20 protein-coding genes are annotated in these 25,415 nt (G+C 71.3%); 4 read left to right on the top strand and 16 right to left on the bottom strand.

Translation table 11 applies throughout. The features are described from left to right. The 15 genes from ABT381_RS11370 to folC form a co-directional block, all read right to left on the bottom strand. Positions 1-221, bottom strand: a 221-nt coding sequence (locus ABT381_RS11370) for a hypothetical protein (protein ID WP_351591243.1), incomplete at its 3' end; no start/stop codon positions are given. Between the two features lie 217 nt (positions 222-438). Then, positions 439-1,239 carry a TIGR03936 family radical SAM-associated protein gene (locus tag ABT381_RS11365; protein WP_351591240.1) on the bottom strand — a complete coding sequence of 267 codons (801 nt, stop codon included), beginning with the start codon at positions 1,237-1,239 and terminating at the stop codon, positions 439-441. Positions 1,240-1,367: 128 nt separating this feature from the next. Then, positions 1,368-2,132, bottom strand: coding sequence for a hypothetical protein (locus tag ABT381_RS11360; RefSeq protein WP_351591238.1), 765 nt, complete (start codon positions 2,130-2,132; stop codon positions 1,368-1,370). 38 nt (positions 2,133-2,170) lie between these two features. Next, positions 2,171-2,719, bottom strand: coding sequence for a GNAT family N-acetyltransferase (locus ABT381_RS11355; protein WP_351591236.1), 549 nt, complete (start codon positions 2,717-2,719; stop codon positions 2,171-2,173). Positions 2,720-2,789: 70 nt separating this feature from the next. Then, positions 2,790-4,715 (bottom strand): TIGR03960 family B12-binding radical SAM protein, encoded by a 1,926-nt coding sequence (locus ABT381_RS11350; protein ID WP_351591233.1) that lies wholly within the window; start codon positions 4,713-4,715, stop codon positions 2,790-2,792. A 56-nt stretch (positions 4,716-4,771) separates the two neighbouring features. Continuing rightward, the gene (locus tag ABT381_RS11345; protein WP_351591230.1) at positions 4,772-6,388 is read right to left on the bottom strand and encodes a CYTH and CHAD domain-containing protein; all 1,617 of its coding nucleotides are present in this window, start codon (positions 6,386-6,388) and stop codon (positions 4,772-4,774) included. A gap of 143 nt (positions 6,389-6,531) precedes the next feature. Continuing rightward, a complete protein-coding gene (locus ABT381_RS11340) occupies positions 6,532-9,915 on the bottom strand; it encodes a pyruvate carboxylase (RefSeq protein ID WP_351591227.1) in 3,384 nt (1,127 codons plus the stop codon). Between the two features lie 217 nt (positions 9,916-10,132). Then, positions 10,133-11,329 (bottom strand): rod shape-determining protein RodA, encoded by a 1,197-nt coding sequence (rodA, locus tag ABT381_RS11335; protein ID WP_351591224.1) that lies wholly within the window; start codon positions 11,327-11,329, stop codon positions 10,133-10,135. Continuing rightward, positions 11,326-13,464, bottom strand: coding sequence for a penicillin-binding protein 2 (mrdA, locus tag ABT381_RS11330; protein ID WP_351591221.1), 2,139 nt, complete (start codon positions 13,462-13,464; stop codon positions 11,326-11,328). The genes rodA and mrdA overlap by 4 nt, the downstream gene beginning before the upstream one ends. Further along, positions 13,461-14,177: a rod shape-determining protein MreD gene (mreD, locus tag ABT381_RS11325; RefSeq protein ID WP_351591218.1), complete on the bottom strand. Its 717-nt coding sequence runs from the start codon at positions 14,175-14,177 to the stop codon at positions 13,461-13,463. The genes mrdA and mreD overlap by 4 nt, the downstream gene beginning before the upstream one ends. Before the next feature lie 5 nt (positions 14,178-14,182). After that, positions 14,183-15,121: a rod shape-determining protein MreC gene (gene mreC / locus ABT381_RS11320; protein WP_351591215.1), complete on the bottom strand. Its 939-nt coding sequence runs from the start codon at positions 15,119-15,121 to the stop codon at positions 14,183-14,185. 318 nt (positions 15,122-15,439) lie between these two features. Next, positions 15,440-16,459 carry a rod shape-determining protein gene (locus ABT381_RS11315; protein WP_030249658.1) on the bottom strand — a complete coding sequence of 340 codons (1,020 nt, stop codon included), beginning with the start codon at positions 16,457-16,459 and terminating at the stop codon, positions 15,440-15,442. Positions 16,460-16,752: 293 nt separating this feature from the next. Next, the gene (gene ndk / locus ABT381_RS11310; protein WP_351591212.1) at positions 16,753-17,166 is read right to left on the bottom strand and encodes a nucleoside-diphosphate kinase; all 414 of its coding nucleotides are present in this window, start codon (positions 17,164-17,166) and stop codon (positions 16,753-16,755) included. A 216-nt stretch (positions 17,167-17,382) separates the two neighbouring features. Further along, on the bottom strand, positions 17,383-17,739 hold the full coding sequence (locus ABT381_RS11305) for a DUF4233 domain-containing protein (RefSeq protein WP_351591209.1): 357 nt from the start codon (positions 17,737-17,739) through the stop codon (positions 17,383-17,385). A gap of 1 nt (position 17,740) precedes the next feature. After that, complete coding sequence (folC, locus tag ABT381_RS11300; RefSeq protein ID WP_351591206.1) at positions 17,741-19,282, bottom strand: bifunctional tetrahydrofolate synthase/dihydrofolate synthase; 1,542 nt, start codon at positions 19,280-19,282, stop codon at positions 17,741-17,743. Between the two features lie 312 nt (positions 19,283-19,594). Here folC and ABT381_RS11295 point away from each other — a divergent pair, with 312 nt between their 5' ends. The 4 genes from ABT381_RS11295 (at position 19,595) to ABT381_RS11280 (ending at position 23,932) form a co-directional block, all read left to right on the top strand. Continuing rightward, a complete protein-coding gene (locus ABT381_RS11295) occupies positions 19,595-20,587 on the top strand; it encodes an Lrp/AsnC family transcriptional regulator (protein ID WP_351591203.1) in 993 nt (330 codons plus the stop codon). 172 nt (positions 20,588-20,759) lie between these two features. Continuing rightward, entirely contained in the window at positions 20,760-22,181 is a 1,422-nt protein-coding gene (locus tag ABT381_RS11290; RefSeq protein ID WP_351591200.1) for an amidase, read from the top strand. A 57-nt stretch (positions 22,182-22,238) separates the two neighbouring features. After that, the gene (locus ABT381_RS11285; RefSeq protein ID WP_351591197.1) at positions 22,239-22,454 is read left to right on the top strand and encodes a hypothetical protein; all 216 of its coding nucleotides are present in this window, start codon (positions 22,239-22,241) and stop codon (positions 22,452-22,454) included. After that, the gene (locus ABT381_RS11280) at positions 22,451-23,932 is read left to right on the top strand and encodes a sodium:solute symporter family protein (protein ID WP_351591194.1); all 1,482 of its coding nucleotides are present in this window, start codon (positions 22,451-22,453) and stop codon (positions 23,930-23,932) included. Before ABT381_RS11285 ends, ABT381_RS11280 begins: the two co-directional genes overlap by 4 nt. Before the next feature lies 1 nt (position 23,933). On the opposite strand, the gene ABT381_RS11275 is transcribed toward ABT381_RS11280, so the two are convergent. Continuing rightward, positions 23,934-25,382, bottom strand: a complete 1,449-nt coding sequence (locus tag ABT381_RS11275; protein ID WP_351591191.1) for a peptidoglycan D,D-transpeptidase FtsI family protein — start codon at positions 25,380-25,382, stop codon at positions 23,934-23,936. Positions 25,383-25,415: the final 33 nt, after the last annotated feature.

Raw genomic sequence — 25,415 nt, 5'->3', positions numbered from 1 at the left:
GCGGCGGCAGCGGGCTCCTGGGGAGCGGCGGCGTCGCCGGGCGCGTCGGCCGGCTGTGCGGCCGTCACGCCGGAGGCGGCGGCCCCTCCCACCGGCGGCCCCGCGGGCCGGGACGCCGCACGGCGCCTGCGGCGCGGCGGCAGGGTGTCACTCGGTGTGCTGTTGTCGGAGCGGCTGTTCGCCGGCTCCGCGGATTCCGTGGGCTCAATGGGTTCGAGCATGCGGGCGGTTCTCCCGTCACGCTCCCGGGCGCCGCGTCCGGTTCCGGCCGCGGCCCGCATGTAAAGCGGTGCCGCGGTCCGGGGCGCGGGCGCCACACGGGAGCTCTAGTCTCGCTCGCCGGGCCCTGTTGTCCGGGACCGGCGAAAGTCTTCAGGTCAGTTCGTTCGCCGGACCGGGGTGGCTCCCTGGCTGATCGGCGACGCGACGACGGCAGTCCTACGCTGCGCCGTCCGCCGCTCCACCGCCTGCGGGCGGTGCCTGCGTCGCGGCAGTCAGCCCGGCGGCCGTGGGTGGGGCGGCCATGGCTGCGTCGCGGTCGGGCGCGAGCGGGTCGGTCACCGCGCCGGTCTCCTCATCGAGCAGCCCCTGCGCCAGCCTGGTCACCGCTGCGGGGACCGGCGGCGCCAGGTCGGCCGTAGCTCGGAGGCCGGACAGGACGTCGTCGGGTCGTACGGCAGGTGTCAGATGCCGAACAACCAGCCGCAGTATCGCACAGGCATCAGCTCCGGGCCTATCGGCCTCGCACGCACCCGCCTGGAGATCCGCGACCGCCGCACGCGCGTCGAAGGTGCGGATGCCCTTCTTCGTCGCCCGCTCGACGGGCACTTCCTCCGCCGCGAGGAACGCCGCGACGGCCCGCTCCGCGTCCGCGACGGACACGCCGTCCAGCCGCAGCTCCCACACCGATGCCTGCAGCCGGTCGGCGAGCCCGCTGGTGTGGGCCTCCACGGCGTCGATCACATCGAGATCGTCCGGCAGCGACTCGTCCAGCAGCGCGCGCAGCGCCGCCGGGTCCCGTCGCTCGGTGAGGGCGATCTCCAGGTACTCGGCCTCGCTGCCGGTGCCCGTGGGCGCGGCATTGGCGTACGACACCTTGGGATGCGGGGTGAAGCCCGCGGAGTACGCCATGGGCACCTCGGCACGGCGCAGCGCCCGCTCGAAAGCGCGCTGGAAGTCACGGTGGCTGGTGAACCGGAGGCGGCCGCGCTTGGTGTAGCGCAGTCGGATGCGCTGCACCGCCGGTGCGGGCGGCGGGCCTTCGGGCTGTCGCTTGCCCAGTGTCGTCAGTCCTTCGTCAGTGGGGTCGTACTGCTACCTAGAGTACGTGCCCGGCGGGCCGACGGTTCCCGCCGGGGTGCGCTCTGTCACCCGAAGAGCGCGAGCCGCACCTCGCGCGCCGCGGTGCGCGCGGCGGACAGCGCGGCCCGCACCGGCGGCCAGAGGACCGCCCGGATCGCGTGCCCCACGGGGGTGAGGATCCAGCGGTACGTCCAGCGCAGCGGCGCGACGACCAGCCACCGCCACAGGGCGGCAATGCCCCGGCCGACCGCCCGGGAAACGTACCCGGCGATCCGCCAGGCCCACGCGACGGCCGCGCCGACCGCCCGCAGGACGGGCCACAGCACGTACTCCCACACGGCCACGGCCGGGACGACGAGCAGGTAGTGCGCGAGCCACGCCAGCGCCCGTCCGATCGGCGCGAGCACCCACTGGTAGCACCACCGGACCGGCACCACCAGCAGGTAGTACGCCAGCCGGGCGAGGGCGTGCCCGATGGGCGTGAGGATCCAGCGGTACAGCCAGATCGCCGGTATCACCAGCAGATACCGGATCAGGAAGGTCAACGGGACGACGATCAGGTACTGGACCAGCCAGGCGATCGCCCGCCCGACCGGGGCGAGGATCCACCGGTACACCCAGCGCCCGACGGGCGCCAGCACATGGCGGCCGATCCAGCACAGCGCGTCCCAGAACAGCCGCAACGGGACGACGACGATCAGCACCGGGATCTTGATGACCTGGGCGAGGCAGCAGCCGCCGCCCGGCTCCCGCTCCCGTGCCAGGTGGTGGCCGCCGTACTGACTGCCACCGTCATGCTTGCCGCCGTACTGATTGCCGCCGTACGCCATGCCGCGCCGCTCCCCCGAGTACCGCTACGTTCTGTCGCTCACGTCTCCGCCCGCGTCGGCACCCAGTAGCGCAGCTTTCCGCCGCGCTCGTCCTCGAGGGTCCCGCCACAGGCCTCGATGACCTTACGTGACGCGGTGTTGGCGATGTCGCACGTGACCAGCGCCGACCTGATGCCGAGCGCGTGGGCCAGCGGCAGCGCGGCACGCAGCATGGCGGTGGCGTGCCCGCGGCGCCGGGCGGTGGGGCGCACGTCGTAGCCGATGTGGCCGCCGAGCTCCAGCAGGAATTCGTTCAGCTCGTGGCGCAGGCCGAGGCGGCCGAGGAAGGTGTCGCCGTCGACGTACCAGAGGTTGGTGCACGGCACCCAGCCCAGCGGCCGCACGATCTCTTCGCAGGTCATCGAGCGCAGCCAGTCGGTGTACCGGGAGAAGACGACCGGGTCGTCCCACCCCGCCGCGAACTCCCGGATCTCCCGGCCGACGGCCGAGTCGTCGCCGGCCTCGCCCCGGCCCTCGGCCCGGAGCTCCTTCATCGCCTCCAGAAACGAAGCCTGGACACGCAGGGTGGGTGCGATCAGCTGTGGCATCGCAACAGTGTGCGGCGTCCCCGCGGCCCCGGCCACCGATTTGCGGTGACCGGGCCGAACTGCCGCAGGTCTACTTCACGACCGTGAGCGGAAGCAGCTTCTTGCCGGTCGGGCCGATCTGGATCTCGGTGTCCATCTGCGGGCACACCCCGCAATCGAAGCAGGGCGTCCAGCGGCAGTCGTCGACCTCGGTTTCGTCGAGGGCGTCCTGCCAGTCCTCCCAGAGCCAGTCCTTGTCCAGGCCGGAGTCCAGGTGGTCCCAGGGGAGGACCTCTTCGTAGGTGCGCTCGCGGGTGGTGTACCAGGCGACGTCGACGCCGAAGTCGGGGAGCGTCTTCTCGGCGGCCTGCATCCAGCGGTCGTAGGAGAAGTGCTCGCGCCAGCCGTCGAAGCGGCCGCCGTCCTCGTAGACCGCGCGGATCACGGCGCCGATGCGGCGGTCGCCGCGGGAGAGCAGGCCCTCGACGATGCCGGGCTTGCCGTCGTGGTAGCGGAAGCCGATCGAGCGGCCGTACTTCTTGTCGCCGCGGATCTTGTCGCGGAGCTTGGTGAGCCGGGCGTCGGTCTCCTCGGCGCTCAGCTGCGGCGCCCACTGGAAGGGGGTGTGCGGCTTGGGCACGAAGCCGCCGATGGAGACCGTGCAGCGGATGTCGTTCTGGCCGGAGACCCGGCGGCCCTCGGCGATGACGTTGACCGCCATGTCGCCGATCTGCAGCACGTCCTCGTCGGTCTCGGTCGGCAGGCCGCACATGAAGTACAGCTTCACCTGCCGCCAGCCGTTGCCGTAGGCCGTGGAGACCGTACGGATCAGGTCCTCCTCCGAGACCATCTTGTTGATGACCTTGCGGATGCGCTCGCTGCCGCCCTCGGGCGCGAACGTCAGGCCCGAGCGACGGCCGTTGCGGGTCAGCTCGTTGGCCAGGTCGATGTTGAACGCGTCGACGCGGGTGGAGGGGAGGGAGAGGCCGATCTTGTCCTCTTCGTACCGGTCGGCGAGGCCCTTCGCGATGTCGCCGATCTCGGTGTGGTCCGCGGAGGACAGCGACAGCAGGCCGACCTCCTCGAATCCCGTGGCCTTCAGGCCCTTGTCCACCATGTCGCCGATGCCGGTGATGCTTCGCTCCCGTACGGGACGCGTGATCATGCCGGCCTGGCAGAAACGGCAGCCGCGGGTGCAGCCACGGAAGATCTCGACCGACATCCGTTCGTGGACGGTCTCGGCCAGGGGGACGAGCGGCTGCTTCGGGTACGGCCACTCGTCCAGGTCCATGACGGTGTGCTTGGACACGCGCCACGGGACGCCGGAGCGGTTCGGCACGACGCGGCTGATGCGCCCGTCGGCGAGGTACTCCACGTCGTAGAACCTGGGAACGTAGACGCTGCCGGTCTTCGCGAGGCGGAACAGCAGCTCGTCGCGGCCGCCGGGGCGGCCCTCGTCCTTCCAGGCCCGGATGATCTCGGTGATCTCCAGTACGGCCTGCTCGCCGTCGCCGACCACCGCGCAGTCCAGGAAGTCCGCGATCGGCTCGGGATTGAAGGCGGCGTGGCCGCCCGCGAGGATCAGCGGGTGGTCCTCCGTGCGGTCCTTGGCGTACATGGGGATGCCGGCCAGGTCCAGCGCGGTGAGCAGGTTGGTGTAGCCCAGCTCGGTGGAGAAGGAGACGCCGAGCACGTCGAACGCGTCGACGGGGCGGTGCGCGTCGACCGTGAACTGCGGCACACCGTGCTCGCGCATCAGCGCCTCGAGGTCGGGCCAGACGCTGTAGGTGCGCTCGGCGAGCACGCCCTCGCGCTCGTTCAGGACCTCGTACAGGATCTGGACGCCCTGGTTGGGCAGCCCTACCTCGTACGCGTCGGGGTACATGAGCGCCCAGCGCACGTCGCACGCGTCCCAGTCCTTGACGGTGGAGTTGAGCTCTCCACCGACGTACTGGATGGGCTTCTGGACATGCGGGAGAAGCGCTTCCAGGCGCGGGAAGACCGTCTCGACAGGCATCGCGGCGTTCTCTCTCAGATCGGGACAGCGTGAGCTGGGAAGGGTGACCCTCAAGCCTAACGCGCTCCCCGGGCGGTCCCCGAATCCGTGCTGACGCCGCTGGTCACCGCCGTGTGGAGGTCCGGTACGGCGATCGTGGCCCACAGGGTCGGCAGCTCGTGTTCGCGGGCGGTGGCGCGGGACTCCTCGCGGGCGTACAGGACGCCGTACGCGAAGGCGTTCTCGCCCGCCGCGTGGGCCTGGGCGGCCAGCTCGCGCAGCGCCTCGCGGGCCAGCACGCCGTCCTGGTGGTCGCCGAGCAGCTCCTGCAGCTCCGTCATCCGGGCGGCGAGCTCCTTGGCGGGGCGGCCCAGTTCCGGGCGGGCCGCCTCCGCCGCGTACCGGGTCCGCTTGGCGGCCTTGCGGGCCTCGTGGAGCGCCAGGTCGCGGTCGCGTCCGGGCGGCGCGGCCAGCGCGGTCGCCACGTGTCCGGCCAGCCGCCGGAAGTCCCGCTCGACCGCCTTCGGCAGTACCTGCGCGGCCGGGCGGGCGGCGGCCCGGGCCCGGGGCGGGTCGGTGAGCAGCGCGTCGAGGGACTCCAGCAGCGCGAGGTAGCGCGTGCCGTCCAGGACGGCGGTCAGGTGCCGGCGGGTACCGGAGCGGTGGGCCTGTGACCAGGTGCGCAGCCGGGTGCGTACCGGTCCGGGCCGCAGTTCCTTGGGGAGCGCGGCCAGTGCCTCCTGGAGGCGGGCGGTGAGCACCTCGGCGTCGCGGCCGACGCCCAGCTCCGTGGCGAGCCATTTCAGCTCGGCGCCGACGGGGTCGGTCGCGGAGCGGTCCAGGACGGTGGCGTACGAGCGCAGGGCGCTGCGCAGGCGGCGGGTGGCCACCCGCATCTGGTGCACGGCGTCGGGCAGGTCGCGGCGGACGGCGGGGTCGAGCTCGACGACGGCGCGGACCTGGCGGGCGAGGTAGCGGAGGACGACCTGCTCGGCGGAGGGCTCGCCGCCGCCGTCCGCTTCGGGGACCCTGGTGGGCGCCTTTCGCGCGCTTTTCGGTCCGGCTTCCTTCCGTTCGCCCTTGGGTGCCGTGTCGCGCAGTGCCCGGGCCGCTTTGGAGGCTGTGGAGGCGGGGCGCAGCCCGGCGTCCAGGAGACGGGCCTCGACGGCGTCGAGGAGGGTCACGTCGCCGTCCGGGGTGAGTTCGACTTCGGTCTCGGCCCATTCGGCGGTGCGGCCGGGGCCCGCCGGGCGGGTGGCGCGTACCTGGTCGGCGGCCACTTCGGCGAGGACCGTGCCGTCGGCGGCCAGCAGTTGCCGGGTCTCGCGGCGGGTCTCGATCCGTACGAGGGGGGCCAGTGCGGCGTCGCGGACGCGGGAGCGCAGCAGGCCGCGCAGGGCGCGCGGGACGGTGTCGGTGAGCGGGGCGCGGATCTCGTCGCGTACGTGCGTGGCGACGGGCAGTTTCAGGTGCCAGCCGGCGTCGTCGCCGCCGGTGCGGCGGCGCAGGGTGATGCCGTCGCGGGCCAGCCGCCGGTCGGCGGTGTCGTAGTAGGTGGCGTCCAGGGTGACCGCGTCCCGTTCCGTGACGGAGGCGATGCGGTCGACGCCGGTCAGGTCGGGGAGGCCGCCGGGCGGCAGGCCCGCGCCGTCGGCTTCGTACTTCCGCTCGATCTCGCGCACGGTGTCCGCCATGGGGCGAACGTACTGTCCTGTCCCGCTTTTGGGGAGCCCTCGCGCGGCCGGGAAGCGGCCCGGCAGGCGGCGCGGTGCGCGGCCCGGTGCGCGGCGGGCCGGGAAGCCTGCCGCGCACCGGGCCGGTGCTCAGAGCCTGTGTCTCACTCCACGACGATGAGCAGGTCGCCGCCCTCGACCTGGGCGACCGGGGAGATGGCGATGCGGGTGACCGTGCCGCCGGTGGGCGCGGTGATCGCCGCCTCCATCTTCATGGCCTCGATGGTGCCGATGGTGGCGCCCGCCTCGACCTGCTCGCCCTCCTCGACGGCGAGGGTGACCACGCCGGCGAACGGGGCGGGGAGGTGGCCGGGGTGGGTCTTGTCGGCCTTCTCCGCCGTCGGCACCTCGCTGGCCACCGCGCGGTCGCGGACCTGGATGGGCCGCAGCTGGCCGTTGAGGATGCACATCACGGTGCGCATGCCGCGCTCGTCGGCCTCGGAGATCGCCTCCAGGCCGATGAGCAGCTGGACGCCGGGGGCGAGCCGGACGACGTTCTCCTCACCGTGGTGCAGCCCGTAGAAGAACAGGTCGCTGGAGAGCGGGGAGGTGTCGCCGTAGCGCTCGCGGTGCGCCCGGAACTCCTTGTCCGGGCCGGGGAAGAGGAGTTCGTTCAGTACCTCTTGGCGTTCGGCGGAGGTGCCGGAGAGCCGCTTGCTCTCGGTGGCGCTCAGCTCGGTGATGCCGGGGGCCTCGGCGCGGCCTTCCAGAGCGCGGCTGCGCAGCGGCTCGGGCCAGCCGCCGGCCGGTTCGCCCAGCTCGCCGCGGAGGAAGCCGATGACCGAGCCGGGGATGTCGAAGCGGGCCGGGTCGGCGGCGAACTCCTCGGTGGAGACCCCGGCGCCGACCAGCGCCAGCGCGAGGTCGCCGACCACCTTGGAGCTGGGGGTGACCTTGACCAGGCGGCCGAGCAGCCGGTCGGCGCCCGCGTAGGCCTGCTCGATCTGCTCGAAGCGGTCGCCGAGGCCGAGCGCGATGGCCTGCTGGCGGAGGTTGGAGAGCTGGCCGCCGGGGATCTCGTGCGCGTAGACGCGTCCGGTGGGTGCCGGCAGGCCCGCCTCGAAGGGTGCGTAGACCTTGCGTACGGCTTCCCAGTACGGCTCCAGGGCGCAGACCGCGCCGAGGTCGATGCCGGTGTCGCGGTCGGTGTGCGCGGCGGCGGCCACGATCGCGGAGAGCGCGGGCTGGCTGGTGGTGCCGGCCAGGGCTGCCGAGGCGCCGTCCACCGCGTCCGCGCCGGCCTCCCAGCCCGCGAGGTAGGTGGCGAGCTGGCCGCCGGGGGTGTCGTGGGTGTGGATGTGGACGGGCAGGTCGAAGTTCTCGCGGAGCGCGGTGACCAGCTTCCTCGCGGCGGGGGCGCGGAGCAGTCCGGCCATGTCCTTGATGGCGAGGACATGGGCGCCGGCGTCCACCATCTGCTCGGCGAGGCGGAGGTAGTAGTCGAGGGTGTAGAGCTTCTCGCCGGGGCTGGCGAGGTCGCCGGTGTAGCTCATGGCGACCTCGGCGATCGCGGTGCCGGTCTCGCGCACGGCGTCGATCGCGGGGCGCATCTGGTCGACGTTGTTCAGCGCGTCGAAGATGCGGAAGATGTCGATGCCGGTGTCGGCGGCCTCCTGCACGAAGGAGCGGGTGACCTGCTCCGGGTAGGGGGTGTAGCCGACGGTGTTGCGGCCGCGCAGCAGCATCTGCAGACAGATGTTGGGGACGGCCTCGCGCAGCGCGGCCAGCCGCTCCCACGGGTCCTCGTACAGGAAGCGCAGCGCCACGTCGTACGTCGCGCCGCCCCACGCTTCGAGGGAGAGCAGCTCGGGTGTCGTACGGGCGACGTGCCCGGCGACCTCCAGCAGGTCCTTGGTACGGACGCGGGTGGCCAGCAGGGACTGGTGGGCGTCGCGGAAGGTGGTGTCGGTGACGCCGAGCGCGGGGCGGGCGCGCAGGTCGGCGGCGAAGCCCTCGGGGCCGAGCTGCCGGAGCCGCTGCCGGGAGCCGTCGGAGACCGGCGCGGAGGTGTCGATCGCGGGCAGCTTCTCGTGCGGCGCGATGCTGACGGGGCGGTCGCCGTGCGGCTTGTTGACCGTGACGTCGGCGAGGTATTCGAGGATGCGGGTGCCGCGGTCGGCGGAGCCGCGCTGGGTGAGCAGTTCGGGGTGCTGCTCGATGAAGGAGGTGGTGACCTTCCCGTCGCGGAAGTCCGGGGTGTCCAGTACCGCCTGGAGGAACGGGATGTTGGTGGCCACGCCGCGGATGCGGAATTCGGTGACGGCGCGTCGGGCGCGCCCGACGGCGGTGGCGAAGTCCCGGCCCCGGCAGGTGAGCTTGACCAGCATCGAGTCGAAGTGCGCGCCGACCTCGGCGCCGAGGTTGGTGCCGCCGTCCAGGCGGACGCCCGCGCCGCCCGGGGAGCGGTAGGCGGTGATCCGGCCGGTGTCGGGCCGGAAGCCGTTGGCGGGGTCCTCGGTGGTGATGCGGCACTGCAGCGCCGAGCCGCGCAGCACGATCTTGTCCTGGCTGAGCCCGAGGTCGGCCAGCGATTCACCGGAGGCGATGCGCAGCTGCGACTGCACGAGGTCGACGTCCGTCACCTCTTCGGTGACGGTGTGCTCGACCTGGATGCGCGGGTTCATCTCGATGAAGACGTGGTTGCCGCGGGCGTCGACGAGGAATTCGACGGTACCGGCGCAGGTGTAGCCGATCTGCCGGGCGAAGGCGACGGCGTCGGCGCAGATGCGTTCGCGCAGCTCGGGGGCGAGGTTGGGGGCCGGGGCCAGTTCGATGACCTTCTGGTGGCGGCGCTGGACGCTGCAGTCCCGCTCGTAGAGGTGGATGACGTTGCCGTGGGTGTCGGCGAGGATCTGCACCTCGATGTGGCGCGGGTCGACGACGGCCTGCTCCAGGAAGACGGTCGGGTCGCCGAAGGCCGACTCGGCTTCGCGGGCCGCCGCCTCGATCGCCTCGCGCAGCTGGGCGCGCTCGGCGACGCGGCGCATGCCGCGCCCGCCGCCGCCGGCCACCGCCTTCACGAAGACCGGGAACTCCATCGTCTCGGCCGCCGCCAGCAGCTCCTCGACATCGGAGGACGGCGCGGAGGAGGCGAGGACGGGCAGCCCGGCGGCCTTGGCGGCGGCGATGGCGCGCGCCTTGTTGCCGGTGAGCTCCAGGATCTCGGTGGAGGGTCCGACGAAGGTGATGCCCTGCTCGGCGCAGGCGGCGGCCAGGTCGGGGTTCTCGGAGAGGAAGCCGTATCCGGGGTAGACGGCGTCGGCGCCGGCCTGCCGTGCCGCGCTGACGACCTCGTCGACCGAGAGGTACGCGCGCACGGGGTGGCCGGGCTCGCCGATCTGGTAAGCCTCGTCCGCCTTGAGGCGGTGGCCGGAGTTGCGATCCTCGTGGGGGAACACCGCGACGGTCTGCGCGCCCAGCTCATAGGCGGCGCGGAAGGCGCGGATTGCGATTTCGCCACGGTTGGCGACCAGGACCTTCGAGAACATGGGAGCTGACTTCTCCTGACGGGGCGGCTTGGGGGCGCCTGCGTACGGATACGGAACTCTGGCTCACTGCTGTCCGCGACAGCATGCCGCCCGGACGGCGTTACCGCCACGTAAGACCCGTCACAGTCCGTGTCCGCGTGAAGTGGGTACGCGTACCGGAACGCCTGTGGCCCGGCCCCCTTCGCGGGGAACCGGGCCACGGCGGGATGTCGGCGGGTCAGGCGGAGACGGGCCGCTGCACTCTGATCGACTGCAGCAGTCCGATGGCGATCCACACGGCGAACATCGACGTGCCGCCGTAGGAGACGAAGGGCAGCGGCAGGCCGGTGACCGGCATGATCCCCAGCGTCATCCCGATGTTCTCGAAGGCCTGGAAGGAGAACCAGGCGATGATGCCGGACGCGACGATCGTGCTGTAGAGCTCGGAGGACTCCCGGGCGATCCGGCAGGCCCGCCAGAGCACCACGCCCAGCAGGAAGATGATCAGGCCTGCGCCGAGGAAGCCCAGCTCCTCACCGGCGACCGTGAAGATGAAGTCGGTCTGCTGCTCGGGCACGAACTGGCCGGTGGTCTGGCTGCCCTGGAACAGGCCCGAGCCGAAGAGCCCGCCGGAACCGATCGCGATACGGGCCTGGTTGGTGTTGTAGCCGACGCCCGCCGGGTCCAGGCTCGGGTTGGCGAAGGCCGCGAACCGGGCGATCTGGTAGTCGTCGAGGAGGTGCAGCTGCCAGACGCTCAGACAGCCCACGACGCCCAGGGTGAGCAGGCCGATGACCCAGCGGTTGGACGCGCCGGAGGAGAGCAGTACGGCGAGCACGATCGTGCCGAGCACCATGACCGAGCCGAGGTCCGGCATCAGCATGATGACCCCTATGGGGACCAGTGCGATGGCGAGCGCCTGGAGGACGGAGCGGTGGCCCGGGTGTTCCCGGTCGCCCGCGTCGACCCGTGCCGCGAGGACCATCGCCATGCCCAGCGTGATGGTGATCTTCGCGAACTCGGCGGGCTGCAGGGACAGTCCGCCGGGAATGGCCAGCCAGGACCGCGAGCCGTTGATGGTGGCGCCGAGCGGGGTCAGCACCAGCGCGGACAGCACCAGCGAGAGCCCGTACAGGATCGGGACGGCGCCGCGCAGCGTGCGGTGGCCCAGCCACACCGTGGCGGCCGCGAGGGCGAGGCCGATGCCGGTGTTGAGCAGGTGCTTGAGGACGTAGGAGTACTGGTCGCCGTGGTTCAGCTCGATGCGGTTGCGGGTGGCCGAGAAGACCAGGACCGCGCCGATGAGCGAGAGCGCCAGGCAGGAGAAGAGCAGTATCCAGTCCAGCCGCCGGACGACGGAGTCCCGGGCGGTGAGCTTGGACCAGACGCCGCGGTCGGGGGCGTAGCGCCGGATGGCGTAGCTGCTGCTGGTCACTGGACCGCCCCTTCCGGCTTCTTCTCGTCGTTGATGATCGGCTTGGTCAGCTTGCCGGACGTGATGTTGCCGTCCCGGTCGATCTTCGGCAGGCTCGCCTGCGGCCTGGACAGCAGCGCCTTGTCCTTGTGGACCTTGCCCTTGGCGTCCACGCCGTACAGCGCGTCGTAGATCTTGCGGACGGCCGGACCCGAGGCGCCGGAGCCCGTACCACCCTGGGAGATCGTCATGACGATCGTGTAGTCCTTGGTGTACGTGGCGAACCACGACGTCGTCTGCTTGCCGTAGACCTCGGCGGTACCGGTCTTGGCGTGCATCGGGATCTGCTTCTGCGGCCAGTTCTGGAACCGCCAGGCAGCGGTGCCGCGGGTGGCCACGCCGGCCAGCGCCTTGTCGATCTGCTTCAGCGTCTTGGGCGTGTCGGGGAGCTTGCCGTGCGCGTGCGGCGCGATGTCCCGGACCTTCTTGCCGTTGGCGCTGATGACCGCCTTGCCGATGGTCGGGTCGTACATCGTCCCGCCATTGGAGATGGCCCCGTAGATCGTCGCCATCTGGATCGGCGTCACGAGGGTGTCGCCCTGGCCGATGGAGTAGTTGACCGAGTCACCGGCGCGCATCTTCATGCCTTCGAGACAGCTCTCGTAGGCGAGGCGCTGGACGTAGCTGCCGCCCTTCTTGCCGGTCTTGCACCAGGAGTCCTTGTTGGCCTTCCAGAAGTCCTTCTTCCACTGGCGGTCCGGGACCCGGCCCTTGACCTCGTTGGGCAGGTCGATGCCGGTCTCCTTGCCGAGGCCGAACTGGTGCGCGGTCTTGTAGAACCAGTCCTTGGGGTCCTTGGGCTTGTTGCCGCCGTCCTTGAGCCACTGCTTGTAGGCCAAGTCGTAGAAGACGGTGTCGCAGGAGACCTCCAGCGCCCGGCCCAGGGTGATCGCACCGTGGCTCTCGGACTCGAAGTTCTTGAAGACCTGCCCGCCGACGTTGTACGAGCTGGAGCAGTTGTACCGGCCGTTGAAGTCGTACCCGGCGTTGACCGCGGCCGAGGACGAGATGACCTTGAAGATCGAGCCGGGGGCCGCCTGGCCCTGGATCGCGCGGTTCAGCAGCGGGTAGTTGGACTTCTTGCCGGTGAGCTTGTCGTAGTCCTTCCCCGAGATGCCGCCGACCCAGGAGTTCGGGTCGTAGTCCGGCTGGGAGGCCATCGCGACCACCCGGCCGGTCTTGGCCTCCATCACGACCACGGCGCCCGCGTCGGCCTTGTAGTTCGTGCCGGTGTTGCGGTCGTGCTGCTTGCGGGCGTCCAGCATCGCCTGGTGCAGCTGCTGCTCCGCCACGCCCTGCACGCGGGCGTCTATCGACGTCACGACGTTGTCCCCGGGCCGGGCCGGGTCGCTCTTGCCCTTGCCCATGACCCGGCCGAGGTTGTCGACCTGGTAGCGGGTGACGCCGGCCTTGCCGCGCAGCGCGCTGTCGTACGTACGCTCAAGACCCGAGCGGCCGACCATGTCCGAGCGCAGGAACGGCGAGTCGGTGTGCTCCGCCTTCTTGATCTCCTCGTCGGTGACCGGCGAGAGGTAGCCGAGCACCTGGGAGGTCGCGGCCTTGGCGGGGGCCGGGTAACGGCGTACGGCGGTGGGCTCGGCGGAGATGCCGGGGAAGTCCTCGGAACTCTCCCGGATCTTCAGCGCCTGCTGGGTGGTGGCCTCGTCGGTGATCGGGATGGGCTGGAAGGGCGAGCCGTTCCAGCAGGGCTGCGGGGTCTTGGCGTCGCAGAGCCGGACCTTGTTGCGGACATCCTGGTAGGACATGCCCAGGACATGCGCCAGCCGGGTCAGTACGGCCTTGCCCTCGTCGTCCATCTTCATCAGCGCGGTACGGCTGGCGGAGACGACGAGGCGGGTCTCGTTGTCGGCGAGCGGCACGCCGCGCGCGTCGAGGATCGAGCCGCGCACGGCCGGATCGACGACCTGCTGGACGTGGTTGCCGCTGGCCTCGGCGGCGTACTCGTCGCCGTTGCGGATCTGGAGGTACCACAGCCGGCCGCCGAGGGTCAGCAGCAGCGAGAAGACCAGTATCTGGATGGCGACGAGGCGGACGGTGACACGGGAGGTCTTGCCCGTCTCAGGAATATTGCTCACAGGCGCTTGACCCCCTTGATGCGTGCCGTCTTCGTGCGGTTCGCCTTGCCGCCGAGCAGGCCGCCGCGCTGGGTGCCGATCCGCGGTGTCCGGCCGCCGCGCCCGGGGCGGCTCATGCGCAGCCCGCTGCCGGTGGAGAGCCAGCCGTACGCGGCCTCGCCCGGCATCGGACCGGACTGCGTGCCGCCGGAACTCTCCCCGGCCAGCGGATCGTTGTCCGAGCGACGGGCCAGGGCCATCACGAGCGGGACGCTGAAGGGGGCGAGCACGAGGTCGTAGACGGTGGCGGTGAGCAGCAGGAGGGGGATGCCGACGGTGTGGCCCGCGTTGTCGCCGGCCAGCGAGCCGACGCCGGCGTAGAGCAGGGTCGAGCCGATGGCGGCGCAGACCACGACGATCAGCGGCATCGAGGCGGAGCGGTGCCGGCTCTTGTCGGGCCTGGTGAGCCCGGCGACGTAGCCGATGACGCAGAGCACGAGGGCGTAGCGGCCGATCGCGTGGTCGGAGGGCGGTGCCAGGTCGGCGAGGAGCCCGGCGCCGAAGCCGATGAAGGCGCCGGCGACGTGCCCGTAGACCATGGACAGACCGAGGACGACGAGGAGGAGCAGGTCGGGTACGGCGCCGGGGAGGTGGAGCCGTGCGAGCACACCCACCTGGACGACGAGGGCCACGGCCACGAGGGCGGTGGAGAGGAGGATCCGGTTGATGCGCATCGGGCTCAGCTCCTGGTAGCGCCGCTCGGAGAAGGCTTGGGCTTGGCGGTCACGGTGACCGTCGGGGTGGGCTTGGGCTTGGCGGGCTTGGGCGGCAGGACCGTGTCCCGGGGGTTGTCGCGCGGCGGCTGGACGACGACGCCGACGACGTCCAGGCGGGAGAAGCCGGCGAAGGGCTTGACCTGGACCGTGCGGGTGAGGTCGCCGTTGGCGCTGCCGACGTGGGTGATGGTGCCGACCGGCACGCCGGGCACGAAGGGCTTGCCCTCGCTGGAGCCGAAGGTGACCATACGGTCGCCCTTCTTCACGTTCGCCTTGCCGTTGAGGAGCTGGACGCGCAGTGGCCCGCCGCCCTGCCCGTTGGCGAAGCCGATCTCGTTGGTCTTCTCCATGCGGGTGCCGACGGTGAAGTCGGGGTCGATGGCGAGCAGGATGGTGGCGGTGTCCTTGCCGACGGTGGTGACCCGGCCGACGAGCCCGTCGCCGTTCAGTACGGTCATATCGCGGGCGATGCCGTCCTTGGAACCGGCGTCGATGGTGACGGTCCAGGAGAAGCCCTGGGCGGCTCCTATGGCGATGACCTGGGCGCCCTTGATGCCGTACTGGCCGGCGCCCGCGGTCTTGAGCATCTTGTCCAGCTCTCCGGCGCGCACGTGGTCGCGGCCGGAGGAGCCGAGCTTGGCCTTCAGGGCGGCGTTCTCGCGTTCCAGTTCGGCGATGCGGCTGTGCCGGCCGTCGGAATCACGGACGGCGTCGACGGCGTTGCCGACGGGGTCCACGACCGAGGCGACACCGGTCTCGACCGGCCCGAAGGCGGAGGCCGCGGCCTGCCGGGCACCCTGGAGCGGGGACTGCTCGCCGCCGCGGATGTCCACCGTGATCAGTGCGAACGCGATCGCGACCAGCAGCACCAGCAGGAGCCGGCTCTCTCGTGTGTCCCTCACGTGCGGCGGCCGTGTCCTTCCTCGTAGGACCGGCCGGCTGCGGGCCCGCGCCGGTCTCGCTGGGGATCTGGGTTGTGCCTTTACTTGAGTTGTGCGCGGACCGCCGCGCGGCGGCGGTACCGAAGGTGCGTGTACTGCCGGAACTGGCAGTACTGCCAGAACTGCCAGTACTGCCGGGACGTCGGGCGGGATGCGGAGGGCTGGGGGTGGGGGTGGGGGTTCGGGGGGGGGTACTACAGGAGTGCGTGGTGTCTGTTGTATATCAACGATCTGCCGTACGGGCTGGCAGGCGGCCGTACGGCAGATCGCCGACGGAGGTCATCTGCGCGGCTGCGAATCGAGGACCTGCTGAAGAGCCTCGAACTCCTCCACGCACTTGCCGGAACCGAGCGCGACGGAGTCGAGCGGGTCCTCGGCGATGTGGATCGGCATGCCGGTCTCGCGGCGGAGCCGCTCGTCCAGGCCGCGGAGCAGGGCGCCGCCGCCGGTGAGGACGATGCCGCGGTCCATCACGTCGCCGGAGAGCTCCGGCGGGCACTTGTCGAGCGTGGTCTTGACCGCGTCGACGATGGAGTTGACCGGCTCCTCGATGGCCTTGCGGACCTCGGCCGCGGAGATGACCACGGTCTTGGGCAGGCCCGAGACCAGGTCGCGGCCGCGGATCTCGGTGTGCTCGTCCTGGTCGAGGTCGTACGCCGAACCGATCGTGATCTTGATGCTCTCGGCCGTGCGCTCGCCCAGCAGAAGGCTGTACTCCTTCTTGATGTGCTGGATGATCGCGTTGTCCAGCTCGTCGCCGGCCACCCGGATGGACTGCGCCGTGACGATGCCGCCGAGCGAGATGACCGCGACCTCGGTCGTGCCGCCGCCGATGTCCACGACCATGTTGCCGGTGGCCTCGTGGACCGGCAGCCCGGAGCCGATGGCCGCGGCCATGGGCTCCTCGATGATGTGCACCTGGCGCGCGCCGGCCTGCGTCGACGCCTCGATGACGGCGCGGCGCTCGACGCCGGTGATGCCGGAGGGCACACAGACGACGACCCGCGGCCGGGCGAGGTACCGGCGCTTGTGGATCTTGAGGATGAAGTAGCGGAGCATCCGCTCGGTGATCTCGAAGTCGGCGATCACGCCGTCCTTCAGCGGGCGGACGGCCACGATGTTGCCAGGGGTCCGGCCGATCATCTTCTTGGCCTCTGCGCCCACGGCGAGGATGCCGCCGGTGTTGGTGTTGATGGCCACGACCGACGGTTCGTTCAGAACGATCCCTCGACCCCTGACGTACACCAGCGTGTTGGCGGTGCCGAGGTCGACAGCCATGTCACGGCCGATGAACGACATGTTGTTCCCCATGAGGATACGTCTGGCCTTCCCAACTGGAGCGAATGCTTACTGGAGGTCGGCAGGAGGTGATGCGCTGACGCGCGGAAGCCTTCATGGTAGTCCGGGAAGGCCCGTCCGCTCGAACGCGGTGCGGGGTTCCTCCGCCATTGTCAGCGGAACACGTGCCCGCCCCCCTTAATGGTGACGTCGTGTCGGGGTGATGCGTTCCCCCATTGGCTGTACGTATGCCAAAGGGCGACCGAATTTCTTCGGTCGCCCCAGGTGGCGGGCGGTTTGTGCCTGATGCCCCGTCAGGACAGGCCGGGGAAGAAAATCTTGATCTCGCGCTCGGCGGACTCCTCGGAGTCGGACGCGTGAATGAGATTTTCCCGGGTGATTGTCCCGAAGTCGCCCCGAATGGACCCGGGCGCTGCGGCAATCGGGTCGGTCGGACCCGCCAACTGGCGTACCCCTTCGATCACCCGCTCGCCCTCCACGACGAGAGAAACAACCGGACCGGAGGACATGAAGTCCATCAGGGGCTCGTAGAAAGGCTTGCCCTCGTGCTCCGCGTAGTGCTGCGCGAGCACGTCGCGGCCCAGCGAGCGCAGCTCCAGGGCGCTGACCGTCCAGCCGGCCTTCTTCTCGATACGGCCGATGATCTCGCCGATCAGACCGCGGCGGACCGCGTCCGGCTTCAGCAGGACGAGCGTGCGCTGGCTCACGAAGGGACTCCTAGGGTGCGTACGACAGTGAGCGGGTGCCCCGAGGCTACATGGACCACCGGAACCGCCCGTTCCCAGGCCCCGCAAGGGGTCGAGGGGGCGGGCGGTGGCGGGTCCCGCCAGGGGGCGGGGGCTCAGGGCGGGCCCGGTCGCGCGAGGGTCGGTCCGCGCCCCCCCGAGGGTCAGCCGAGGTCCGGCCCGCAGGGGGTGCGGGGCTCAGGCCAGGTCCGGGCCCGCGGCGTCGGCCTGGGCCGCCCAACGGGCCTTCGCCGCATCGATCTTGCGGCCGAAGTGGACCGAGGCCCACCACAGGGCGGCGAAGACCACGCCGAGGAAGTACATCGTCGGCACGATCACACCGCTGGCGATCAGCGCGATCTGCAGCACCCAGCCGAGCGCCACCCCGCCGGGCCGCGACAGCATCCCGCACAGCAGCACCGACAGCAGCATCGCGATGCCGCTGACCGTCCAGACCGTGGCCGTGGACAGGTCCGAGGTCTGCATGGCGACCAGCCCGGCGAAGCCGATGACGAAGAACTCGCCGATCAGCGTGCTCGCACACAGGGTGCGCATGTCAGTTCCTTCCCATGAGCAGCCGGGCCTCACCGACCGTGATCACGGAGCCGGTGACCAGCACGCCCGCGCCGCTGTACTCGCCCTCTTCCTCCGACAGCGTGATCGCCGCCTCCAGGGCGTCGTCCAGCCGCGGCTCGACCTGCACCCGCTCGGCGCCGAAGACCTCGACGGCCAGGGCCGCCAGCTCGTCCGGATCCATCGAACGCGGCGTGGAGTTCCGCGTCACCACGACCTCGGCGAAGATCGGCTCGAACGCCTCCAGCAGCCCGCGCACGTCCTTGTCCGCACTGGCCCCGACGACACCCACAAGTCGGCTGAAACCGAACGCCTCGGTCACCGCTTCGGCGGTCGCGCGGGCGCCCGCGGGGTTGTGCGCCGCGTCCAGTACCACCGTGGGGCTCCGGCGCACGACCTCCATCCGGCCCGGCGAGGACACCGAGGCGAACGCGGTCCGGATGGTGTCGATGTCCAGCGTGCGCGCGTGCTCCGTACCGACGCCGAAGAACGCCTCGACGGCGGCGAGCGCGACGGCCGCGTTGTGCGCCTGGTGCGCGCCGTACAGCGGCAGGAAGACGTCGGTGTACTCGCCGCCCAGGCCGCGCAGCGTCAGCAGCTGCCCGCCGACCGCGACCTCCCGCGCGAGCACGCCGAACTCCATGCCCTCGCGGGCGACCGTGGCGTCCACGTCGACGGCGCGCTTGAGCATCACCGAAGCGGCCTCCACCGGCTGCTGCGCGAGCACGACCGTGGCGTCCTTCTTGATGATCCCGGACTTCTCGCCCGCGATCGCCTCCGGCGTGTCCCCGAGCCGGTCGGTGTGATCGAGCGAGATCGGCGTCACGACGGCGACATCACCATCGATCACATTCGTGGCGTCCCACTTACCACCCATCCCGACCTCGACGACCGCGATGTCGACGGGCGCGTCCGCGAAGGCGGCGTACGCCATCCCGGTCATCACCTCGAAGAAGGACAGCCGGTAGTCCTCCCGCGCGTCCACCATCTCCACGTACGGCTTGATGTCCTCGTACGTCTCGATGAACTTCTCGGCGGAGATCGGCGCGCCGTCCAGGCTGATCCGCTCGGTGATCGACTGGACGTGCGGGCTGGTGTAGCGCCCGGTGCGCAGGTCGAAGGCGGCCAGCAGCGCCTCGATCATGCGGGCGGTGCTGGTCTTGCCGTTCGTGCCGGTGATGTGGATGGAGCGGTACGAGCGCTGCGGCTCCCCGAGGATGTCCATCAGCGCGGCGATGCGCTGCACCGACGGGTCGAGCTTGGTCTCGCCCCAGCGGGTCGCCAGCTCGGCCTCCACGGCGCGCAGCGCGCGGTCCACCTCGGGGTCCTCGGGGCGCGCCGGCACGTCGCTCGTCGGCGGTCCGGCCTGGGCCCGCAGCGTACGGCTGCCGGCCTCGATCACCGCGAGGTCGGGGTCTCGCTCGGTCTCGGCCTCGATCATCTCGTCGAAGGGGTCGCGGTCGGGACCGGGAATCAGGTCGGGGTCGATCGGGTCGGGGTCGTCGTTCTCGGGGCGCTCGCTCACAGCACCAGTCTAGGAGAACGCCCGCATTTCCCTCACAGGGCGTACAATTACAATATGTAATTGACCACGGGCACCTTCTCACCCTCGGTAATCGTTGCCGAAACAAAGAGAAGGAGGCCCACGCGGCACGGACGGGCCCCATTACCGCCGACGGCCGCGGCTGGGCGTGCGCGCACCTCCGGGTGACGGACACGGGCCGTGCCACACGGACATGGGCCTCGTCACCGCAACGGACACGGGCCTCCTCGCGGCGCATACGGGCCTCGATACTGCGACGGTCACGGGTCTCTTGGCTGTCGTTACTGTGATCCCGTGACCGCTGCCGACACGGGCCAAGGGCCCGACGCCCTGGACCGCCGGATCATCGCCGCGCTGCAGATCGACGGCCGGGCGTCCTGGCGCCGCATCGCCGCCGCGCTCGGCGAGCCGGAGCGCACCGTCGCGCGCCGCGGCCTGCACCTGCTGGGCAGCGGCCAGGTGACGGTCACCGGGCTGGTCGCCCGCGGCGAGACGGCGATCGTGCGGCTGGGCTGCCCGCCCGGTACGGCACGGGACGCGGCGCTGGCGATGGCGGACCGGGCCGGCACGGTCTTCAGTTACGTGCTGTCCGGGCCGCCGGACTGCGTGGCGGAGGTGCAGTGCCCGCCGGGCCGGCTGGCCACGCTGATGCTCGACGAGGCGCCGGCCGTGCCGGGCCTGACCGCCCAGCACGTCTCCCCCGTCCTGCGGTACCTCCGTACGGTCCACGACTGGCGCCCCGGCATCCTGGACGAGGCCGAGGCGGCCGCGCTGTCCCGCTTCCCGGCCCGCCCCGAGCAGGCGAGCGCGCCGGCCGAGGAGCTGGGCCCGGAGGAGCGGCGCATCGTGGAGGCGCTGGCCGAGGACGGGCGGCGCACGCACGAGGAGCTGGCCGCGCTGGCCGGGGTGTCCGAGGCGACGGCGCGGCGCCGGGTGGAGGCGCTGACCCGGTCGGGCGCGGTGTCGATACGGGCCGCGGTGGAGCCCGCGCTGCTGGGGCTGCCGGTCGAGGCGTTGCTGTGGATCAGGACGCGTCCGGACGCGGTGGAGGCCGTCGGACGGCTGCTGACGGAGTCGCCGCTGGTGCGGTACGCGGCGGTGGTGATGGGCGAGCACCAGCTGCTGGTGGACGTCACCCAGCCGTCGATGACGGCGCTGCACGCCTTTCTCACCGAGGGGCCGTGGGTACGGCACGTGGAGGCGGTCAGCTCGCACCTGGTGGTGGCGGCCCTGAAGCGCAGCGCCACACCTACGCCGCTGATGCGGTCACTGCGGGCGGCGGGCTGAGCCGCGGCTCGCGCGGGGGGCTACTCCTCGGCGCCTCAGGTCACCCGTGCGGCCGTAAGCGTCACTTGTTAAATCTGGGCGTCTAGAAGATTCATTCACGCAGGACTATTGACCACTTCCGGCAGCGGCCGCAGGATGAGCGCTCATCCAGCCCCGCCCAGGACGGATGGTCATGACTGACGAGATTGACGAGATCACGTACGCCCCCGCTACCGAGCTCGCCGCTCGGATCCGTAAGCGCGAGTTGTCGGCCCGGGAGGTCGTGCAGGCTCATCTGGACCGGATCGATGGCGTCAATCCGCAGGTCAACGCGGTCGTCACGGTCGATCCCGAGGGGGCGCTGGCGGCCGCGGCCGGCGCCGACGAGCGGCTCGTGCGCGGCGCGGAGACCGGTCCGCTGCACGGCCTGCCGATTGCCTTCAAGGACACGCACCTCACCCGCGGGATGCGCACCACCCACGGCTCGCCGCTCTTCGCCGACCATGTGCCCGATGAGGACGAGCTTCTCGTGGAGCGCGTTCAGGCGGCCGGGGCGATCCGGATCGGCAAGACCAACGTGCCGGAGTTCGCGGCCGGTTCGCACACGTTCAACCCGGTCTTCGGCGCCACCCGGAACCCGTACGACGTCACGCGCTCGGCCGGCGGCAGCAGCGGTGGCGCGGCCGCCGCGCTCGCCGCCGGGATGCACCCGCTCGCCGACGGCTCCGACATGGGCGGCTCGCTGCGCAACCCCGCCTCCTTCTGCAACGTGGTCGGCCTGCGCCCGACGCCGGGCCGGGTGCCGTGCCACCCCGCGAGCGACCCGTGGGACACGCTGGCCGTCGCCGGGCCGATGGGCCGCACCGTCGCCGACGCCGCGCTGCTGCTGTCGGTCATGGCCGGGCCCGACCCGCGCTGTCCGCTCTCCCTGGACACCCCGGGCGCGGCCTTCCGCGCCCCGCTGGCGGCGGATCTGCGCGGGCTGCGGGTCGCCTGGACGCCGGACCTCGGCGGGCGGGTGCCGGTCGACGCGGAGGTCACGGCCGTTCTGGAGCCGCAGCTGCGGGTCTTCGAGGAGCTGGGCTGCCGGGTGACCGAGGACTGCCCGGATCTGGCCGGCGCCGAGGACGTCTTCCGTACTCGGCGGGCGCAGCTGTTCGCCCAGGGGCTCGGTGAGCTCCTCGACGCGCACCCCGGGGCCCTCAAGCCCAGCCTGGTGTGGAACATCGAGGAGGGCCGGAAGCTGACCGGCGCCGACCTCGCCCGCGCGACCGCGGCGCACGCCCGTATCCACCTGGCGGCGACGGACTTCTTCTCCCGTTACGACGTGCTGCTCGCGCCCGTCAGCCAGGTCGTGCCCTTCGACGCGGATCTGGAGCACCCGGCCGTGGTCGGGGGCCGGGAGCAGCACACGTACCTGGACTGGATGCGTTCGGCGTACTTCGTCACCGTCATGGGTACGCCCGCGCTCTCCGTGCCGGCCGGGTTCACGCCCGGCGGGCTGCCGGTCGGCCTCCAGGTCGTCGCCGCGCCCCGCGCCGAGCTGACCGCCCTGCGTGCCGCGCACGCCTACGAAACCGCCACCGGCCACGGCCTGCGCCGCCCCGTCCTGTAGCGCCGGTCCCTGCAGCTGAGCCCTCGCGCCCCTCCCCTCCTCCCTCGGGATTCCGACATGAGCCAGCGTCATCTGGCGTACCTCGCCGTGCCCACGGCCGGGTTCTTCGCCACCCCGTATCTGCCCTTCGTCAACACCACCACGCTGTGGCTGGGGCTGCCGGCCGTCCTGGTGTGGTGCGTGCTGTGGACGGTGGGCACCACCGTCGCGCTCGCGCTGTACGAGGCGCGCGCCGCGCATCCCGAGGACGCCGATGAGGAGGCCGCGGCATGAGCACGACCATGGCGGTCACTCTCATCGGCATCCTCGCGATCGCCGCCGTCGGCCTGTCCGGTCGCCGTAATACTGGGCACGACCTGGGCGAATGGGCCGTCGGCGGGCGCCGTTTCGGTGCCGTGACGATGTGGTTCCTGCAGGCCGGCGAGTCGTTCACGACGTTCAGCTTTCTGGGGCTGGCCGGGCTCGCGTTCAGCGACGGCGTCGCGGCCACGTACGCCTTGGGGTATCTGTCGCTCTGTCTGATCGGCCAGTACCTCACCGGGCCGCGGCTGTGGCGGCTCGGCAAGGAGAACGGGTACCTCACCCAGGCCGACTTCTTCGCCGACCGGTTCAGCAGCCCGCTGCTCGGGAAGGTCGTGGCGGTGGTCGGGGCCGTCTTCCTGCTGCCGTATCTGCAGCTGCAGATCACCGGGCTCGGCCTGATCGTGCAGCTGGCCACCGGCAGCGAGTCGGGCGCGACCGGTTCGATGATCCTGGCGACGGTGCTCACCGTCGGCTTCGTCCTGTGGTCCGGCCTGCGGGGCATCGCCCGCGCCGCGTACTTCAAGGACGTCCTGATGGTGCTGGCGCTGCTGATCCTGCTGGTCGCCGTGCCGATCGGGCTCGACGGCGGGCTGAGTGGTCTCTTCACCGCCGTCCGGGAGAGCCGGCCCGACCTGCTGACTCTGCACGGCGGCGGTACGGACGCGACGTGGTTCACCACGGCGATGCTGATCAGCGCGATCGGTGCGGGTCTGAACACGATGCCGCATCTGTGGTCGGCGATCCTGTCCGCGGGCAGTTCCCGGGCCCTGCGCCGCAATTACATCTGGCTGCCGCTGTACCAGGTCGCCATCGCCGTGCCGGTCGTGGTGGGCTTCGCCGGGGTGCTGACCCTGAAGCCGGGCACCGACAGCAAGGCCGCGCTGCTCACGGTGGCCGGCGGCGCGCTGCCGGGCTGGCTGGTGGGCGTGGTCGCGGTGGCCGCGGCGGCGACGGCGATGGTGCCGTCGGCGGCGCTGCTGCTCGGGATCTCCACGTTGGTGTCGCGCAATCTGCTGCCTGCGCGCAGCCCGCGCACCACAATGCGGATCAACCATGTGTGCGTACTGCTGGCCTCCGGTCTGGCTCTGGTACTGGGCCTGGCCCGGCCCGCGCTGCTGGCCAATCTGCTGCTGCTGACCTATGGCGGGCTCGCGCAGCTGGCACCCGCGACGGTGGCCGCATTGGCGCGGCGCAACCGGTTGCGGGCGGTGCCGGCCCTGCTCGGCATTGTCACGGGTGTGGTGACGCTGGGCTGGCTGACGTTCGGCGGGGTGGATATCGGGACGGTCGATGCCGGGTTGCTGTCGCTGGTGCCGAACGTTGTGGTGACGGTGGGGGCGCAGGTGCTGTGGCGCGGGCGGGCGGGTGGTGGCGCGGAGCGGCTGCCCGCCGGTGGGGTGCCGCTGCGCCCACCCGTGCCGCCCAGCGGCACGACTGCCCGCAGCTAGGTTAAGAAAGGGCAGCCTTCATCATTGCCTTGGCGACCGGGCCTGCCAGGCCGCCGCCCGAGATGTCGCCGCGGGCCGCGTCGCTGTCCTCGACGACGGATGCCACGGCGACCTGGTTGCCGTGGGCGTCCTCGGCGTAGGAGACGAACCAGGCGTAGGGCATGCCGCTGTTGTCCACGCCGTGCTGGGCCGTTCCGGTCTTGCCGCCGACGGTCAGTCCGTCGATCTTCGCGCCGGAGCCGGTGCCCTTCTCGACGACGGTCTGCATCGCGGACTGCAGTTGCTCGGCGTTGGCCTTGGACATCGCGGTCTTGTACGTCTTGGGCGCGTTCTCCTGGACGGTGTTGCCGCCGCCGTCGGTGATCTTGTCGACCTCGTACGGGGTCTTCAGGTCACCGTCATTGGCGATCGCCGAGACGACCATGGCCATCTGCAGCGGGGTGGCCTGGTCGTCGAACTGGCCGATGCCGGAGAGGGCGGTCTGCGCGGAGTCCATGCCGGAGGGGTAGACGCTCTTGGCGGCGCGCACCGGGACGTCGATCTTCGCGTCGTTGAAGCCGAACTTCTCCGCCTGCTCCTTGACCTTCTTCTCCCCCAGGTCGGCGGCCAGCTTGCCGAAGACGTTGTTGCAGGAGTACTGGAGCGCGGTGCGGATCGTGGCGTTCTCGCAGGGCGCGGCGGCGTTCTCGTTGGTCAGGTCGGTGCGGGTGTTCGGCAGCCGGTACGGGTTGGGGCTGTCGGTGCGCTCGTCCACGGAGGAGTACAGGCCGTTCTCCAGCGCGGCGGCGGCGACGACCAGCTTGAAGGTGGAGCCGGGGGGATAGGTCTGGCGCAGCGCGCGGTTCAGGTGCGGCTGGTCCTTGTCGCCGGTCATCCGGGCCCATGCCTTCTGGTCGGCGCCGGCCTGGCCGGCGAACTTCCCCGGGTCGTACGAGGGCGTGGAGACCATGCCGAGGATGCGGCCGGTGGCGGGGTCGAGGGCGACGGCGGCGCCGGTCTTGTTGCCGAGCGCCTCGTAGCCGGCCTTCTGGACCTTGGCGTCGAGGGTGGTCGACACGTCGCCGCCCTTGGCCCGCTCCCGGGAGACCAGGTTGACCGGGGACTGGAGCCGGCTGTCGGAGCCGTCCAGTACGTCGCCGTAGAGGTTCTCCAGCTGGGTGGAGCCGTAGATCTGGGAGGAGTAGCCGGTGAGCGGGGCGTACAGCGGGCCGTCGGTGTAGGTCCGCTTGTAGGCGAGGGGGCCGTCGGTCGCCGTCGAGCCGGTCACGGGGTGGCCGTCGACGAGGATGTTGCCGAGCGGGCGGGAGTACTTCTCGATGTTGACCCGCGGATTGTGGTCGTCGTCCGCGAGGGAGTCCGCCTTCGCGCCCTGGATCCAGGTGGCCCAGCCCATCAGGGCGAGGACCAGGGCGATGCAGAAGACGGAGACGCGTCGCAGGGGTTTGTTCATGACTTCGAGCGTCGCGCGGCTCGATGAGAGGCG

It is taken from the genome of Streptomyces sp. NPDC000151, assembly GCF_040301705.1.
In the GTDB taxonomy this organism is placed as follows: Bacteria; Actinomycetota; Actinomycetes; order Streptomycetales; family Streptomycetaceae; genus Streptomyces.
The sequence above is the reverse complement of the archived record's forward strand: the minus strand, read 5'-3'. Positions and strand labels throughout refer to the sequence as shown.

What these genes read in the sequence shown, in the direction of transcription:
- ABT381_RS11340 (WP_351591227.1), bottom strand. Translation starts at nt 9,915, where the DNA reads ATGTTCTCGAAGGTCCTGGTCGCCAACCGTGGCGAAATCGCAATCCGC.
- ABT381_RS11305 (WP_351591209.1), bottom strand. Translation starts at nt 17,739, where the DNA reads ATGCGCACCCTGTGTGCGAGCACGCTGATCGGCGAGTTCTTCGTCATC.
- ABT381_RS11350 (WP_351591233.1), bottom strand. Translation starts at nt 4,715, where the DNA reads ATGCCTGTCGAGACGGTCTTCCCGCGCCTGGAAGCGCTTCTCCCGCAT.
- ABT381_RS11285 (WP_351591197.1), top strand. Translation starts at nt 22,239, where the DNA reads ATGAGCCAGCGTCATCTGGCGTACCTCGCCGTGCCCACGGCCGGGTTC.
- ABT381_RS11360 (WP_351591238.1), bottom strand. Translation starts at nt 2,132, where the DNA reads ATGGCGTACGGCGGCAATCAGTACGGCGGCAAGCATGACGGTGGCAGT.
- ABT381_RS11315 (WP_030249658.1), bottom strand. Translation starts at nt 16,459, where the DNA reads ATGTCGTTCATCGGCCGTGACATGGCTGTCGACCTCGGCACCGCCAAC.
- ABT381_RS11275 (WP_351591191.1), bottom strand. Translation starts at nt 25,382, where the DNA reads ATGAACAAACCCCTGCGACGCGTCTCCGTCTTCTGCATCGCCCTGGTC.
- ABT381_RS11280 (WP_351591194.1), top strand. Translation starts at nt 22,451, where the DNA reads ATGAGCACGACCATGGCGGTCACTCTCATCGGCATCCTCGCGATCGCC.
- mreD (WP_351591218.1), bottom strand. Translation starts at nt 14,177, where the DNA reads ATGCGCATCAACCGGATCCTCCTCTCCACCGCCCTCGTGGCCGTGGCC.
- ABT381_RS11355 (WP_351591236.1), bottom strand. Translation starts at nt 2,719, where the DNA reads ATGCCACAGCTGATCGCACCCACCCTGCGTGTCCAGGCTTCGTTTCTG.
- ABT381_RS11345 (WP_351591230.1), bottom strand. Translation starts at nt 6,388, where the DNA reads ATGGCGGACACCGTGCGCGAGATCGAGCGGAAGTACGAAGCCGACGGC.
- ABT381_RS11290 (WP_351591200.1), top strand. Translation starts at nt 20,760, where the DNA reads ATGACTGACGAGATTGACGAGATCACGTACGCCCCCGCTACCGAGCTC.